The sequence below is a fragment of the Methylopila musalis genome, from assembly GCF_042679725.1.
Taxonomy (GTDB): domain Bacteria; phylum Pseudomonadota; class Alphaproteobacteria; order Rhizobiales; family Methylopilaceae; genus Methylopila; species Methylopila musalis.
Genome location: NZ_JBHTMX010000070.1, coordinates 1 through 14,100, shown reverse-complemented (window position 1 = coordinate 14,100; position 14,100 = coordinate 1). Strand labels below are relative to the sequence as shown.

Genomic DNA, 14,100 nt, shown 5'->3' with positions numbered 1-14,100 from the left:
GGGAGGGGCGGCCGCTTGCGCTTGCGCCTGGGCGCTACCGGGTGTCCCAGGTCGCGATCCCCGACGGCGCGGTGCTCGTGGGCGCCCCGGAGCTGACGCGGCTGGAGCTGTCCGCTCCCGGCCCGGTGCTCGTCGCCAAGGGCGTCCGGCGGATCGCCCTGCGCGGCCTCGTGCTGGACGGCGCCAACGCGCCCGCCGATTTCCAGACCGGCGCGCTGCATCTGGAGGACGTCGGCGAGGCGGCGCTCGACGAACTCGCCGTGCTGGACGCCGGCGGCAGCGGCGTCGTGTGGCTGCGCAGCGGCGGCGCCTTCCGCCGCGGCCGCATCGAGCAGGCGCGCCATGCGGGCCTGTTCTGCATGGACGGTAACGGCGTGACGGTGGCCGACAGTCTGGTGCGCGGCTGCCGCAACAACGGGCTCGTGGTGCGCCGCTCCGCCAAGGCCGATGACGGCTCCGTCATCACCGGCAACCGCATCGAGGACACCGGCGCGCTGGACGGCGGGCTCGGCTGGAACGGCAACGCGGTCAATGTCTCCAAGGCCGGCGGCGTGATCGTCTCCAACAACGCCATCCGCCGCTCCGCCTTCTCGGCCGTGCGGGCGCACGAGACCACCGACGTGCTGATCTCCGGCAACACCTGCCTCGAGGGCGGCGAGACCGCGCTGTACGTGGAGTTCGGCTTCGACGGCGCGGTGGTGTCCGGCAATCTGGTGGACGGCGCCGCGAGTGGGATCGCCGCCGCCAACTTCAAGGAGGGCGGCAAGCTCGCCGCGATCACGGGGAACGTGCTGCGCAACCTGTTCCGCCGCAAACTGCTGGACATGCCGGGCGAGGGCTACGGCCTCGGCGTCGGGATCGAGGCCGGCGCGGCTGTCACCGGCAACGTGATCGAGAACGCCGCCGCCTTCGGCGTCTACGCCGGCTGGGGGCCGTATCTCCGCGACGTCGCGATCAGCGGCAACGTCATCCGCGACTGCGAGGTGGGGGTCGCGGTCTCCGTGGTCGACGGGGCGGGGCCGGCGACCATCGCCGGCAACCTGATCGCCGGTTCGCGCAAGGGCGCGGTGGTCGGATACCGCTGGACCGAAGCCGCCACCCGCGACCTCGCGGTCGTCGGCGCTGCCGGTTTTTCAGGCCTGACGGTGGGGTCGAACACGGTCCGGTGAGCCGTCCGTTGTTTATAACAGCTTGAAATTCTTAGAATTGCCGCGCTTCGCAACGCGCGCCGGGCCGTAAAGAACAACAAGGTTAACGAAACCTTAACAATGGCGAGGTTGCGACATTTCAGAGACAGTGGGGTGGGAATGAGAATGTGTGGCCGTCAGGGGAGTAGCATTCGGGCCGCAAAAACTGTGTTCTGCCTCCAGCGGAGCCGAGTCGGGGGACGCTTATTCGCCTTTAGTCGCGCCGTTGCTGACTTTCGATTTGAGAGGGTGGCTGGTGAAAACCGAAGGTGGAAACGAAAATGATCTCGGATAAGCGGCGCACCCACAACGGGGCGTCGATCGGAGGAAAGAACGAAATGAACACTGTGATGAAGTATGCGGCGGCGGGCGCCTTCGCGCTTGGCGCCATGACCACCGCCGCCTTCGCGGGCTCCGTGACGCAGCCGGGCGAGCGCGTCGGCCTCGCCGCTGGCGCTCCGCTGCCGGAAGGCGTCTACTTCGTGAACACGCTCGACTGGGGCGTTCGTCGCGTTCGTGACGGCAATGGCGGCCGTGGCGACGTGACCGTCGCTGTCGACATCCCGGTCATCGCCTGGTCGACCCCGTGGCAGGTGCTCGGCGGCCGCGTCCAGGTTCTGGTCGCCACCCCGCTGATCCACGTCGCGACCGACAACAACCTCGGCGGCGACACCGAGTACGGCTTCTACAACCCCTTCGCGGCCGTTCAGCTCGCTTGGGACCTCGGCAGCGGCTTCGGCTTCAGCTACTACGCCGGCTTCTACTTCAACGCCGGCTCGAACGATCTCGCCTTCCAGTCGACCTCGTTCAACCACGCCGCCGCGGTCAGCTACACCGCTGACGGCTGGAACCTGACGGCGAACCTGATCAACGGCATTCACATCGACGAAGACCGCGGCTATCGCTACCCGGACTTCTTCAACCTCGATCTGACCGCCACCAAGACCTTCGGCAAGTGGGAGCTCGGTCTCGCCGCTTACGGTTCGTGGGACTACAACACCCCGCGCGGCGCCGCCAAGCAGAGCCAGTTCGCTCTCGGCCCGCTCGTCGGCTACAACTTCGGTCCGGTCATCCTGCAGGCTTACCTGACCCGCGACGTGTACCAGAAGAACTACGGCGGCAAGGACACCCGCTTCTGGTCGCGCATCATCGTGCCGCTGTGGTCGCCCGAGAAGCCGCTGGCTCCGCTGGTCACCAAGTACTGAGATCGATCGGTTCCTCGCGGACCGGTTCGGATGGGGAGCGCCTTGGCGCTCCCCATTTTCGTTTGAAGCGCGCCTTAGGCGATGACGAGGCGCTGAGACGCGGTGTGCGAGCCGGCTGCCCGACCGCGCTGTGGCGACGCGCAAGGCGCGCGTGGACCTCGCGGGCGAGAGGGCGGCTCTGCCGTCTCCCCTTCGCGTCGTCTGCGGTTCGACGGTCTTTCGCAGGCCGGGCACGCCGGCGCGCATCGCGGGTGGCGCTCGCGTCCGACGTCCGCGCTGTCGTTATCGCGCGGCCGCTCCCGTCCGTCGTCACGTCCACCGCGGGCGTCCCCGACGTTGGGCGGGCGGACACGCGGATGTTCAGGGTCCGGCCGGCCGGTCGGTTCAGCCGGGAGCGTGACGACCGGCGTGCTGTCTGCCCGCGCCGCCTGAGGATTCCGAGCCTCGCAGCCCCGGCCCCCGCGTCAGCCGTCGAGGGGCGGCGACAGCGGCAGGCGCAGGCTGACGCGCAGTCCGCCGCTCAGCCGGTTCTGCAGCGACAGCGCGCCGCCGGCGGCCTCCGCGAGGCTCGACGCGATCGACAGGCCGAGGCCTGCGCCGTCGCTGCTGGTGTCGAGCCGCTCGCCCCGCTTCAGCACGTTGGCGAGCTTGTCCGCCGGCACGCCGGGGCCGTCGTCCTCGATGTCGATCGCGGCCTCCCCGTCGGCGCGGCGCAGCGCGAGGCGGACGGAAAGCCTGGCGTAGCGCGCCGCGTTCTCCGTCAGCACGCCAATGAGTTCGGCGAGATCGTCGGCGTCCATGTCGACGCGCAGGTCGTTCGGGGCCTCGATCGTCCAGTCCAGCGTCTCGCCTCGGGGCGTGCGTCGCAGCACGCTGACCACGTCGCGCATCACCCGCGTCGGGTCGGTGCGCGCCCGGCGGTCGCGGTCCGCGATGCGCGCTCGCGCCATCTCATGGTCCACGAGGCGGCGCATGGTGGCGATCAGGCCCTCGATGTCGTCGGCCGCCTGATCCTGCCCCGCCTGTCGCAGCCTGAGAACATCGCCGGCGAGCGCCTGCAGGGGCGTCTTCAGCCGGTGCGCCAGATCGGCGGCGCGTTCGCGCGCCTTGCGCAGCTGCTCCTCGCGCGATTGCAGCAGGGCGTCCACCTCCGAGGTCAGGGGCTGCACCTCCTTCGGAAAATCGCTGCCGAGGCGATGGGAGGCGCCGTTGCGGATGCGCGCGATGCGAAGGCGCAGGTCCGTCAGAGGCCGCAGCCCGATCGCGATCTGCGCCGCGCTCGCTGCGAGCAGCAGCAGCGCCAGCAGCGCCAGATAGGGCAGCAGGTCGCGCCGGAAGTCGGCGGTGGCGCGGGTGATGTCGGAGCGGTCGATGGCGACGGCCGCCACCACCTTCTGCGCCCCGAGCCGGCGTTCGGTCACCACCTCGCGCAGCACCAGCAGCAGCGGCGCGCCGCCGGGGCCAATGATGGTGGTCTGCCGCGGCGCGGGGCCGGGGGAGGCGGGAAGCGCCAGCGTCGCGTCCCACAGCGAGCGCGACCGGCGCACCCCGCCGTCGCTCGCCACCTGCCAGTAGAGTCCGGAGAGAGGCCGCTCGAAGCGCGGATCGACCAGCGCGCGCAGCACGTCCAGCGTGCCGGACCCGTCTTTCCCGAGGCCTGCGATGACCTGATTGAGATGGAGCGTGATCTCCTCCGCCACCCGGCGCTCCACATGGCGCTCGAACAGCAGCGACAGGCCGATGAAGGCCGCCACCAGCGCCAGCCCGACCGACGCGAGGCCCGCGAAGACGAGCCGTAGCCGCAGCGACAGCCGGTTCAGCACGTCTCAGGCGCCCATCATGTAGCCGAAGCCCCTGCGGGTGGTGATGGCGTCGGCGCCGAGCTTCTTGCGCAGCCGCGCCACCATCGCCTCCAGCGCGTTGGCGTCGCGGGAGAAGTCGTCGCCGTAGACGTGATCCTGCAATTCGGTGGTGGAGACCACCCGTCCGCGGTGATGGGCGAGATAGCTGACGAGGCGGTATTCGAGCGGCGTGACGTTGAGCGGCAGCCCGTTCTGCGCCACGCGCATGGTGCGGGTGTCGATGGTGAGCGCGCCGATCTCGATGGTGGCGGCGCCGTGGCCGACCGAGCGGCGGATCAGCGCCCGCACCCGCGCCAGCAGCTCCTCGAACTGGAACGGCTTCGGCAGGTAGTCGTCGGCGCCGGCGTCGATGCCCTCCACGCGCTCGGCCCAGCTTCCGCGCGCGGTGAGCATCAGCACCGGCATGTGCCGTCCCGCGGCGCGCCACTGCTTCAGCACGCTGACGCCGTCCATGTTCGGCAGGCCGAGATCGAGCACCACGAGGCCGTAGTCCTCGGTGTCGCCCTTGAACCAGGCCTCGCGTCCCTCCGCGACGAGATCGACGGCGTAGCCGGCGGCGGTCAGCACTGTCCGGACGTCCTCGCCGATGCGCGGATCGTCCTCGACCACCAGCAGGCGCATGCCTATTGCCCTTCGCGCGACAGAATCACGCCGGTGGCGGCGTCGATCTTCACCTCCAGAAGCTTGCCTGACGGCGAGATGATCTCAAGCTCGTAGATGTAGCGGCCGTCGTCGTGCTCGAACTCGATCTCGATGATGTCGCCGCCGATCTCCTTTCGCGCGATCGCGACGATCTCCTCCAACGGCCGCACCCGGCCGGACTTCAGCGCCTCGCTCGCCTCGTAATGGGCGCGCGTGTCGTCGGTGTGGCCCGGCGCAGTCTGGCCGAGCGTGAGCGCAAGAGCGAGCGCCGCGGCGCCGATGAGCGTGCGGGTCCAGCGGGGTGAGGTGAGGCGGCCAATCATGCCGGAACCGTGATCCCATGCCGCTGACAGATCGCTGACACGGCTCGTCAGGAGCGTGCAGGGCGGCGTGGGCCAAGGTCCGGCGAACTTCGGCGCGAATCGCCGCGCCGTTCCAGCCCATTTCCGGATTGAGGACGCACGACCATGGCCGATTACAGGGGAACGAACGGGGCGGACACGCTGACCGGCGGCGCGGGCCACGATGAGATCGACGGGCTCGGCGGCGCGGACAAGCTGTTCGGCGGCGCCGGCAATGACGAGCTGGACGGCGGCTCGGGCGACGACGTTCTCGACGGCGGCGTCGGAAACGACGAGCTCGAGGGCGGTTCGGGCCGCGATTTGTTCGTCTACGGCGCGGGCCGCGACGAGATCGACGACTTCAGCCTGAGCGACGATCGCATCCAGCTCGCCGACGGGCTCGGCGTGACCAGCTTCTCCCAGCTGATCGCCAAGGGCCGCTCGGTGGACGGCGGCGAAGACACGCTGTTCGATTTCGGCGGCGGCAACACCCTGCTGCTGGAGGATGTGAGCCTCGGGTCGCTTAAGGCGTCGCATTTCGTGGGCCTGACCGGCGGCTCGACGCCGACCGAGCCGTCCCGTGACGGCGACGACACGCTGACCGGCACGAACCAGGCCGACTACATCGACGGTCGTGGCGGTAACGACGTGATCCGCGGCGGCCGGGGCGACGACGAACTGCTCGGCGGCTACGGCGACGACCAGCTGCATGGCGACCGCGGTAATGATGAAATCAAGGGCGGGCCGGGCAACGACATCCTGAGCGGCGGACTGGGCAACGACGATCTGGAAGGCGGCTCCGGGCACGATCGCCTCAACGGCGGCGCCGGGCGCAACGAACTTCATGGCGGGCGCGGCCGGGACACCTTCGTGTTCCACGAGGGCGTGACCGAGGTCGAGGACTTCCAGGCCGGCTTCGACCGGCTGGAGATCGACGCGTCGCTCGGCGTGAGCACCTTCAGCCAGTTCATCGCGCGCGCCACCGTCACCGACGGCGGCGAGGACCTGACCTTCCGCTTCGGCGCCCACGAGCTGACGCTCGAGAACGTCGCCATCGCGGATCTCAGCGCCTCGGACGTGCTGTTCGTCTGATCCCGAGGACGCGGGAGGCGGCGCCGACCCGGCGTCCGCCTCCCACGTCGCGTGTCAGGCCGCGCTCAGAGGTAGCGCTTGAGCTCGGCGGCCACGTCGGCGGGCTCCCGCTTCAGGTTCAGCGGCTGCACGAAGGCGCCGTCGCGGTCCATCAGATAGACCAGCGCCGTGTGGTCCATGGTGTAGTTGTCGCCGTCGAGCGGCACCTTGCGGGCGTAGGCCCGGAACGTCTTCACCGCGGCGTCCACCTGCGCCTGCGAGCCGGTGAGGCCCCGGATGCGGGGCGAGAAGCTCGACAGATACTCCTTCAGCGTCTCCGGCGTGTCGCGCGCCGGGTCCACGGTCACGAACAGCGCCTGCAGCTTGTCGGCGTCGGGCCCAAGCGCGTCGAAGGTCTGCGTCATCTCGGACAGCGCCGTCGGGCACACGTCCGGGCAATGGGTGAAGCCGAAGAACAGCAGGTAGGGCCGGCCCTTGACCTCCGCTTCGGTCACGGTCGCGCCGTTCTGGTCCACCAGCTGGAACGGGCCGCCGACGCTGGAGGGCTGCGTCGCCGTGGCGCCGCCCGAACCGGAGGCGCCGTAATGCACGAGCCCGAAGCCGATGGCCGCCGCGCCGACGGCGAAGGCCAGCGAGCCGGCGATGAAGGCGGTGCGGGCGGACATGGACGACGTCTCCTGATGGGATGATGCGCGCCTACGGCGTCGGCCGCTCACAGGCAGCCTGCGACCGCGGCGAAGGCCGATTGCAGAAACAGCTCGCCGCCTTCGCGCGACCAGAGCAGCAGCGCGGCGGCCAGAACAGCCGCCACGCCGAACAGGGCGGCGACGACGATCGCCGTCGCGGGTCCGCGGCGCTCCCCCTCGATCCTGTCTGTCCGTCCGGTCATGGCGGCTCCGTCGCGCCCCGACACGACGGCGCCCGCGTTGCTTACCCCGTCCGGGGTTGGCGCGTCGACAGCCCGCCGCGCGGCCTCCCGCCACAAAGTCGTGCGATCCCGGGCCGAGGCGCCGCGCCGCCCTTGCCCGGACGCCGGCCGCGCCGTAATGTCCCCGGCGTCGCGGGTGTAGCTCAATGGTAGAGCGAGAGCTTCCCAAGCTCCAGACGAGGGTTCGATTCCCTTCACCCGCTCCAGACCCCATCCCATGATCTGAAAGCCGCGTTGGTCCCTTGAGGGGCTGTGCCCGCGTTCGTAACGCCCGGCGCTCTGCGGCCTCACGCCCCCGTCGTTCCGTCGCCGCGCCGGCGGTCCATCGCGCCAAAGGGCGCTGGCGACCGCGCGAACGCGACCCTGGCGGGCCTCCGCGCGCCGCCCCAATCCCCGGCCACCGACTTCGGTCGCCATTGGTCATTTGCCGACTTCTGCGGAAAGACCCGGGAGCCGCCACGCTGCCCCGTGAGCGCGCTGCGCTGCGGCATTATGTGATCCGCCTATCGCTTTATCGGCATTCCAGATGAAGCGTGAGTCTATACAGAAATAGCCATCGACCGATTGGCGCTTCCAATAGTCAAAGCAGCGAGAACTGATGTCAAAGAGGCATGAGATTCACGCATGGGAGCCATGATGTCGCTGATCGAGAAATATATTCCGTATTTTTAGTTGTCGGTGATGATTGGCGCGGCTATCTGCTGATCAGAGACAAGCCGGTCCGCCGGTCTTCGAAGTATTCCAATTTAGGTGGTCGCCAATGGCCGAGGCTGACGCTTCGCTCAAACGCTCTCACGCCGCCGGTGGGTGGGGCGCTCTTCGCAGCTGCGGCAAGCACCTGCTGGCGAGCGGCTCCGCGCTGATGGGCGCCAAGGCCATGCTGAAGGCCAACCAGCCGGACGGCTTCGACTGTCCCGGCTGCGCTTGGGGCGACCCGGAACACGGCTCGTCGTTCGAGTTCTGCGAGAACGGCGTGAAGGCGGTGGCGTGGGAGTCGACGGAGCGGCGGGCCACGCCGGCCTTCTTCGCCGAGCACAGCGTGAGCGCCCTGCGCGGCTGGACCGACTACGAGCTCGAGAACGTGGGCCGGCTCACCCATCCCATGCGCTACGACGCGGCGACCGACCGCTATGTGGAGACGAGCTGGGACGAGGCCTTCGCCGCCATCGGCGCGGAGCTGCGCGCGCTGAACTCCCCCGACGAGGCGGAGTTCTACACCTCGGGCCGCGCCTCCAACGAGGCGGCGTTTCTCTATCAGCTGTTCGCCCGCGCCTACGGCACCAACAACTTCCCCGACTGCTCGAACATGTGCCACGAGGCCTCGGGCGTCGGGCTCATCCAGTCCATCGGCATCGGCAAGGGCACGGTGCTGCTGGAGGACTTCCATCACGCCGACGCCATCTTCGTGATCGGCCAGAACCCGGCCACCAACCATCCGCGCATGCTGGGCGACCTGCGCAAGGCCGCCATGCGCGGCGCCCGCGTGGTGGTGCTGAACCCGGTGCGCGAGCGCGGCCTGGAGCGGTTCGCCGACCCGCAGGACAAGATCGAGATGATCCGCGGCGGATCGACCTCGATCGCGAGCCATTACGTCCAGCCGAAGCTCGGCGGCGACATGGCCGTGATCCGCGGCGTCGCCAAGATCGTGTTCGCCCGCGACGCCGCCGAGAAGGCCGCCGGCCGGCCCTCGCTGCTGGACGAGGCCTTCCTCGCCGAACACACCGCCGGCCTCGACGCCTGGCGGGCCGAGGTGGAGGCGACCGACTGGGGCCACATCGAGGACCAGTCGGGCCTGACCTACGACGCGATCGAGACGCTGGCCGAGGTCTATCTCGGCGCCGAGCGCGTCATCGCCACCTGGGCCATGGGCGTCACCCAGCACAAGCATTCGGTCGCGACCGTGCGGGAGATCGCGAACCTGCTGTTCCTGCGCGGCCATGTGGGCCGCGAGGGCGCGGGGCTCTGCCCGGTGCGCGGCCATTCCAACGTGCAGGGCGACCGCACCGTCGGCATCAACGAGAACCCGCCGGCCTGGCTGCTGGACAACCTGGACCGGGAGTTCGGCGTCGTATCGCCGCGCAAGCCCGGCCACAACGTGCTGCACGCCATCCACGCCATGGTGGAGGGCCGCTCCCGCGCCTTCATCGGCCTCGGCGGCAACTTCGCCCGCGCCACCCCCGACACCGCCATCGTGACCGAGGCGCTGCGGCGCTGCCGGCTGACGGTGCAGATCGCCACCAAGCCCAATCTCGGCCACATGGCGGTGGGCGAGGTGGCCTATCTGCTGCCCTGCCTCGGCCGCACCGAGATCGACCGCAACTCCCGCGGCAAGACCCAGATCGTGACCGTGGAGGACTCCATGTCCATGGTCCATGGCTCGGGCGGCATCAACAAGCCGGCCTCCAAGCAGCTCAAGTCCGAAGTGGCGATCATCGCCGGCATGGCCGCGGCGACGCTCGGCGACGGCCTCGGCTGGAGCGCCATGGCGGACGACCACGACCTGATCCGCGATCGCCTGTCCCGGGTCATCCCCGGCTTCGAGGACTTCAACGTGCGGGTGCGCCGGCCGCGCGGCTTCTGGCTGCGCAACGCGGCGACCGAGCGGGAGTGGCTGACGCCCTCGGGCAAGGCCGAGTTCTCGGCCGCGCCGCTTCCCGTCGAGGTGGAGCACCAGCAGGCGCGCAAGACCCAAGGCCAGTTCGTGCTGCAGACCTTCCGCAGCCACGACCAGTACAACACCACGGTCTACGGCCTCGACGACCGCTACCGCGGCGTCTACGGCGAGCGCCGGGTGGTCTTCATGAACCCGGACGACATCGCCGCCATCGGCGCGGAGCCGAACGGCCGCATCGACGTGGTCGGCGCGTCCCACGACGGCCGCAGCCGCGTGGCAGAGGATTTCCGGCTGGTGGCCTACGACATCCCGCGCGGCTGCATCGCCGGCTACTACCCCGAGCTGAACGTGGTGGTGCCGTTCAACAGGGCGGGCGAGGGCTCGGACACGCCGCTGTCCAAGTCCACGCTGGTGTCGCTGCGCCCGCGCGAGGCCGCGTGATGGACGAGCAGGGCTTCATGGCGACCGTCGAGGCGCTGGAGCGGGCCGAGCCCGCGCTGACGCCGCTGCACGCCGGGCTGCTGACGGCCCTCGGCGCCGGCGTCGCGGGCGATTCCCGCGGCTTCGCGCGCGTGTTCGGGCTGGCGCACGCGCTGGTGCTGCGCGCGGCGAACGACCTCGCCGAGGATCTCGGCCTCGTGCAGGTGGACGCCCGCGACCCCCGCACCCAGCGCCTGCGCCTGTCGCTCACCGACGCCGGCCGCCGCCTGTTCGCGACCGCGCCGAACCCGGCCGCGCAGAGTTAACCTTCCGTCAAGAATTCGGGCGGTTTCGACACATTCCAATGTCGCCGCGGCCCGGAACGCGCGATGATCCGGCCTTGAGATCAGGCGCCGGGCTCATCCGCCGGCGCCGCAGTCGGGATCGGTGCGGCCATGTCCATGGACAGCGTGACGGAGCTTTACGTAAAGGCGGCTTACGAGGGCGGCGCGGCGATGGAGAGCCCGCCCCGCGACCCGTCGGCGCTGCGGTCCCGGATCGCCATGAGCCTGCTCTGCCTCGGCATCGGCGTCACCGTGGCGCTTCCGGTCGCGGCCGTGCTGACGGTCGTGGAGATCGGCGCACGGCGCTGACGGCGGCCGGGCCGTTCAGGCTTGGCGACGCCGCCTGCCGCGCCAGAACCAGGGCTTCCGCCCGTCGCAGGAGCCCGCCGCATGACCTCGCGCCCTGATCTTCTTCTCGTCGGCCGCCCGGCGGACGATCTCCGCGCCGCTCTCGGACGCAGCTTCCGCGTGACCGACCTCGCCGACGAGGCGGCGGCGGCGCGCGTCGGCCCCGAGGTCGAGGCGATCGCGGCCTTCGGCAAGGGGCCGGTGGACGACGCCCTGATGGCGCGGCTGCCCCGGCTGCGGATCGTCGCCAATTTCGGCGTCGGCTATGACGGGGTGGACGCGGCCGCGGCGGCGCGCCGGGGGATCGTCGTCACCAACACGCCCAACGTGCTCGACGACGAGGTGGCGGACACCGCCGTCGGCCTGCTGATCGCGACGGTGCGGGAGTTCGGCGCGGCGGAGCGGCATCTGCGCGCCGGCCGCTGGGCGAGCGAGGGGCCGTTCCGGCTGACGTCGAGCCTGCGGGGCCGGACGGTCGGCCTCGTGGGCATGGGCCGCATCGGCCAGGCGATCGCGCGCCGGCTGGAGGCGTTCGGCCTGCCGGTGGTCTACCACAGCCGCCGCCCGAACCCGGACGTTCCTTACGCCCACTATCCCGATCTCGCGGCCATGGCGGCGGAGGTGGACACGCTGGTCGTGATCGTGCCCGGCGGCGCGGACACCAAAAACCTCATCGACGCGCGCATCCTCGCGGCTCTCGGGCCGGACGGGGTGCTGGTCAACATGGCGCGGGGCAGCGTGATCGACGAGGACGCGCTGATCGCGGCGCTGCGCGACGGCGTGATCCGTTCGGCCGGGCTCGACGTCTACGCCCACGAGCCGCACGTGCCGGCCGCGCTGATCGCGCTTGAGAACGCGGTGCTGCTGCCGCATGTGGGTTCGGCGTCGGTCGCGACCCGGCGGGCGATGGCCGATCTGGTCGTCGCCAATCTGGAGGCCTACGCCGCCGGCGAGCCGCCGCTGTCGCCGGTGGCGGAGACGCCGTTCCGGGGCTGGCCGGCGGACTGATCTGTTTCTGAAGACGCCGAGGCGCGCCCGTTCAGCGCGTCATGCCCTACGACCACGCTCGGGCATGACGCGTGACGGTCGTGTCTGACAGGATGTGAGCGTCAGGGGTGGCGGCGCCCGCCGGAGGCGGAGGACACCACGCTTTCGATCACGCGCTGGTTGTAGGGCTTCGGAATGAAGGCCACGTCCTTCAGGCGCTCGGGGAAGCTCGACAGGTCGGAGCCCGAGACGAAGGCGAAGGGCAGGTTGCGCTCCTTCAGGTCCTGCGCCAACTCGTAGGAGGTGCCGTCCTCCACCTCGATGTCGAGCAGCGCCAGATCGAAGCCGCCCTTCAGCGCCTTGCGGGCCTGCGCCACCGAGCGGCACGACACGATCTGCGCGTCGGTCCAGCAGCTCACGATGGTGGCGAGGTCGAGGGCCAGGATGGCGTCGTCTTCAAGGATCAGAACGCGGAAAGGCGCCACTGCGGTACTCCGAAACATATGCGCACGCCCCGCGACAACGCCCGACGCGGCGTTCGGTTTCACGCTTCGTAAAACATAATGGTGAGGGGTTCAGAACCGCTCTGATCGGCGGGCCCCTTAGCGCCTCAGCGGGGGCGCAGGGCCTTCAGGCGATAGAGCGCCTCGAGCGCGGCCTTGGGCGTCAGTTCGTCGGGCTCGACGGCGTCGAGCGCTTCCGCCAGCGGGTCCGGGCCGTCCGGCTCGGGGCGCGCGCGGACGGCTGCGAACAGCGGCAGGTCGTCGATCATGCGCTCCACCGGCGAGGCGCGGTCGGCGGCCTCCAGCTCGTCCAGCACCGCCTTGGCGCGCCGGACCACGGCGGGGGGCAGGCCTGCGAGCTTCGCCACCTGGATGCCGTAGGAGCGGTCGGCGACGCCGGGCGCCACCTCGTGCAGGAACACCACCTCGCCCTTCCACTCTTTCACCCGCACGGTGGCGTTGCGCAGCCGGGGCAGGCGGCGGGCGAGCGCGGTCAGCTCGTGGAAATGGGTGGCGAACAGCGCCCGGCAGCGGTTGACCTCGTGCAGGTGCTCGATCGCGGCCCAGGCGATGGACAGGCCGTCGAAGGTGGCGGTGCCGCGGCCGATCTCGTCGAGGATCACCAGCGAGCGGGGGCCGGCGGTGTTCAGGATGGCGGCGGTCTCCACCATCTCCACCATGAAGGTGGAGCGGCCGCGGGCGAGGTCGTCCGCCGCGCCGACGCGGCTGTAGAGCCGGTCCACCACGCCGATGCGCGCCGCCTTCGCGGGCACGAAGGCGCCCGCCTGCGCCAGCACCGCCGCCAGCGCCGCCTGCCGCAGATAGGTGGATTTGCCGCCCATGTTGGGCCCGGTGATGAGCTGCACGAGGCCGGCCTCGGCGTCGGGCTCCGACAGGGTGGCGTCGTTCGGCACGAAGGGCTTGCCGGCCGCCTGAAGCGCGCGCTCCACCACCGGGTGGCGGGCGTTCTCCAGATGGAAGTCCAGGCTGTCGTCCACATGGGGGCGCACATGGCCGCGATCGACCGCAAGTTCGGCGAGCGCCGCGGACACGTCCAACGCCGCCAGCGCCTCGGCGCAGGCGCGCAGGGTCTCCCACGCCGCGCTGACGCGCGCGGCCAGCGCCTCGAAGATCGCAAGCTCCAGCGCGAGCGCGGTCTCGCCCGCCTCGCCGATCCGGCGCTCCAGATCGCCGAGTTCGGTGGTGGTGAAGCGCATGGCGCCGGCCATGGTCTGCCGGTGCACGAAGCTCTCCGCGTGCGGGGCTTTCAGCAGTCGCTCGCCGTGGGCCTGGGGCACCTCGATGAAATAGCCCAGCACGTTGTTGTGCTTGATGCGGAGCCCCCGCACGTCGGTCGCGTCCGCATAGGCCGCCTGCAGCCGGGCGATGACCTTGCGGCTTTCGTCCCGGAGCGCCCGGGCCTCGTCCAGCCGCGGGTCCGCGCCGGCGCGCACGAAGCCGCCGTCGCGCTTCAGCAGCGGCAGCTCGTCGTCGAGCGTGGCGGACAGCTCCGTTGCGAGCGCGTGGTCGGCGGACTCCAGCGTCCGGGCGATGTGGCCGAGTTCGGCGCTTGCCCCGCCGAGCCCCTGCGCGATCGCGGCCAGCGCCTCGGCGCCGGACAGCGTGG

14 protein-coding genes and 1 tRNA gene are annotated in these 14,100 nt (G+C 70.5%); 8 read left to right on the top strand and 7 right to left on the bottom strand.

What is annotated here, in order from left to right:
* Nucleotides 1-1,169 (top strand): TIGR03808 family TAT-translocated repetitive protein (locus ACFQ4O_RS09470; protein WP_378775448.1); only part of this gene is annotated, 1,169 nt, incomplete at its 5' end.
* A gap of 356 nt (nt 1,170-1,525) precedes the next feature.
* Nucleotides 1,526-2,392 (top strand): transporter, encoded by an 867-nt coding sequence (locus ACFQ4O_RS09465; RefSeq protein ID WP_378775447.1) that lies wholly within the window; start codon nt 1,526-1,528, stop codon nt 2,390-2,392.
* A 464-nt stretch (nt 2,393-2,856) separates the two neighbouring features.
* On the opposite strand, the gene ACFQ4O_RS09460 is transcribed toward ACFQ4O_RS09465, so the two are convergent.
* Genes ACFQ4O_RS09460 through ACFQ4O_RS09450 form a run of 3 tightly spaced genes read right to left on the bottom strand, consistent with a single transcriptional unit; the run spans nt 2,857 to nt 5,219 of the window.
* Nucleotides 2,857-4,215 (bottom strand): sensor histidine kinase, encoded by a 1,359-nt coding sequence (locus tag ACFQ4O_RS09460; protein ID WP_378775446.1) that lies wholly within the window; start codon nt 4,213-4,215, stop codon nt 2,857-2,859.
* A 3-nt stretch (nt 4,216-4,218) separates the two neighbouring features.
* Entirely contained in the window at nt 4,219-4,875 is a 657-nt protein-coding gene (locus tag ACFQ4O_RS09455; protein WP_378775445.1) for a response regulator transcription factor, read from the bottom strand.
* A 2-nt stretch (nt 4,876-4,877) separates the two neighbouring features.
* Nucleotides 4,878-5,219 (bottom strand): PepSY domain-containing protein, encoded by a 342-nt coding sequence (locus tag ACFQ4O_RS09450; RefSeq protein ID WP_378775444.1) that lies wholly within the window; start codon nt 5,217-5,219, stop codon nt 4,878-4,880.
* Nucleotides 5,220-5,363: 144 nt separating this feature from the next.
* On the opposite strand from ACFQ4O_RS09450, the gene ACFQ4O_RS09445 reads away from it, so the two are divergent.
* Nucleotides 5,364-6,329, top strand: a complete 966-nt coding sequence (locus tag ACFQ4O_RS09445) for a calcium-binding protein (protein WP_378775443.1) — start codon at nt 5,364-5,366, stop codon at nt 6,327-6,329.
* 65 nt (nt 6,330-6,394) lie between these two features.
* Here ACFQ4O_RS09445 and ACFQ4O_RS09440 read toward each other — a convergent pair whose 3' ends face one another.
* Both ACFQ4O_RS09440 and ACFQ4O_RS09435 read right to left on the bottom strand, forming a co-directional pair.
* The gene (locus ACFQ4O_RS09440) at nt 6,395-6,994 is read right to left on the bottom strand and encodes an SCO family protein (protein WP_378775442.1); all 600 of its coding nucleotides are present in this window, start codon (nt 6,992-6,994) and stop codon (nt 6,395-6,397) included.
* 47 nt (nt 6,995-7,041) lie between these two features.
* Complete coding sequence (locus ACFQ4O_RS09435) at nt 7,042-7,218, bottom strand: hypothetical protein (protein WP_378775441.1); 177 nt, start codon at nt 7,216-7,218, stop codon at nt 7,042-7,044.
* A 171-nt stretch (nt 7,219-7,389) separates the two neighbouring features.
* Here ACFQ4O_RS09435 and ACFQ4O_RS09430 point away from each other — a divergent pair.
* The 5 genes from ACFQ4O_RS09430 (at nt 7,390) to ACFQ4O_RS09410 (ending at nt 11,991) form a co-directional block, all read left to right on the top strand.
* Nucleotides 7,390-7,463, top strand: a tRNA-Gly gene (locus ACFQ4O_RS09430).
* A 554-nt stretch (nt 7,464-8,017) separates the two neighbouring features.
* Entirely contained in the window at nt 8,018-10,312 is a 2,295-nt protein-coding gene (locus ACFQ4O_RS09425; protein WP_378775440.1) for an FdhF/YdeP family oxidoreductase, read from the top strand.
* Nucleotides 10,312-10,617 (top strand): hypothetical protein, encoded by a 306-nt coding sequence (locus ACFQ4O_RS09420; protein ID WP_378775439.1) that lies wholly within the window; start codon nt 10,312-10,314, stop codon nt 10,615-10,617. Before ACFQ4O_RS09425 ends, ACFQ4O_RS09420 begins: the two co-directional genes overlap by 1 nt.
* A 129-nt stretch (nt 10,618-10,746) precedes the next feature.
* The gene (locus tag ACFQ4O_RS09415) at nt 10,747-10,944 is read left to right on the top strand and encodes a hypothetical protein (RefSeq protein WP_378775438.1); all 198 of its coding nucleotides are present in this window, start codon (nt 10,747-10,749) and stop codon (nt 10,942-10,944) included.
* A gap of 81 nt (nt 10,945-11,025) precedes the next feature.
* On the top strand, nt 11,026-11,991 hold the full coding sequence (locus ACFQ4O_RS09410; protein WP_378775437.1) for a 2-hydroxyacid dehydrogenase: 966 nt from the start codon (nt 11,026-11,028) through the stop codon (nt 11,989-11,991).
* 101 nt (nt 11,992-12,092) lie between these two features.
* On the opposite strand, the gene ACFQ4O_RS09405 is transcribed toward ACFQ4O_RS09410, so the two are convergent.
* Both ACFQ4O_RS09405 and mutS read right to left on the bottom strand, forming a co-directional pair.
* Nucleotides 12,093-12,455, bottom strand: a complete 363-nt coding sequence (locus ACFQ4O_RS09405) for a response regulator (RefSeq protein WP_378775436.1) — start codon at nt 12,453-12,455, stop codon at nt 12,093-12,095.
* 125 nt (nt 12,456-12,580) lie between these two features.
* Nucleotides 12,581-14,100: DNA mismatch repair protein MutS (gene mutS / locus ACFQ4O_RS09400; protein WP_378775435.1), on the bottom strand; the 1,520-nt coding region annotated here is incomplete at its 5' end.

Excerpts from the sequence above, each read along its gene's own strand:
- ACFQ4O_RS09465 (WP_378775447.1), top strand. The coding sequence starts at position 1,526 with ATGAACACTGTGATGAAGTATGCGGCGGCGGGCGCCTTCGCGCTTGGC.
- ACFQ4O_RS09455 (WP_378775445.1), bottom strand. The coding sequence starts at position 4,875 with ATGCGCCTGCTGGTGGTCGAGGACGATCCGCGCATCGGCGAGGACGTC.
- ACFQ4O_RS09450 (WP_378775444.1), bottom strand. The coding sequence starts at position 5,219 with ATGATTGGCCGCCTCACCTCACCCCGCTGGACCCGCACGCTCATCGGC.
- ACFQ4O_RS09445 (WP_378775443.1), top strand. The coding sequence starts at position 5,364 with ATGGCCGATTACAGGGGAACGAACGGGGCGGACACGCTGACCGGCGGC.
- ACFQ4O_RS09440 (WP_378775442.1), bottom strand. The coding sequence starts at position 6,994 with ATGTCCGCCCGCACCGCCTTCATCGCCGGCTCGCTGGCCTTCGCCGTC.
- ACFQ4O_RS09435 (WP_378775441.1), bottom strand. The coding sequence starts at position 7,218 with ATGACCGGACGGACAGACAGGATCGAGGGGGAGCGCCGCGGACCCGCG.
- ACFQ4O_RS09425 (WP_378775440.1), top strand. The coding sequence starts at position 8,018 with ATGGCCGAGGCTGACGCTTCGCTCAAACGCTCTCACGCCGCCGGTGGG.
- ACFQ4O_RS09420 (WP_378775439.1), top strand. The coding sequence starts at position 10,312 with ATGGACGAGCAGGGCTTCATGGCGACCGTCGAGGCGCTGGAGCGGGCC.
- ACFQ4O_RS09415 (WP_378775438.1), top strand. The coding sequence starts at position 10,747 with ATGTCCATGGACAGCGTGACGGAGCTTTACGTAAAGGCGGCTTACGAG.
- ACFQ4O_RS09410 (WP_378775437.1), top strand. The coding sequence starts at position 11,026 with ATGACCTCGCGCCCTGATCTTCTTCTCGTCGGCCGCCCGGCGGACGAT.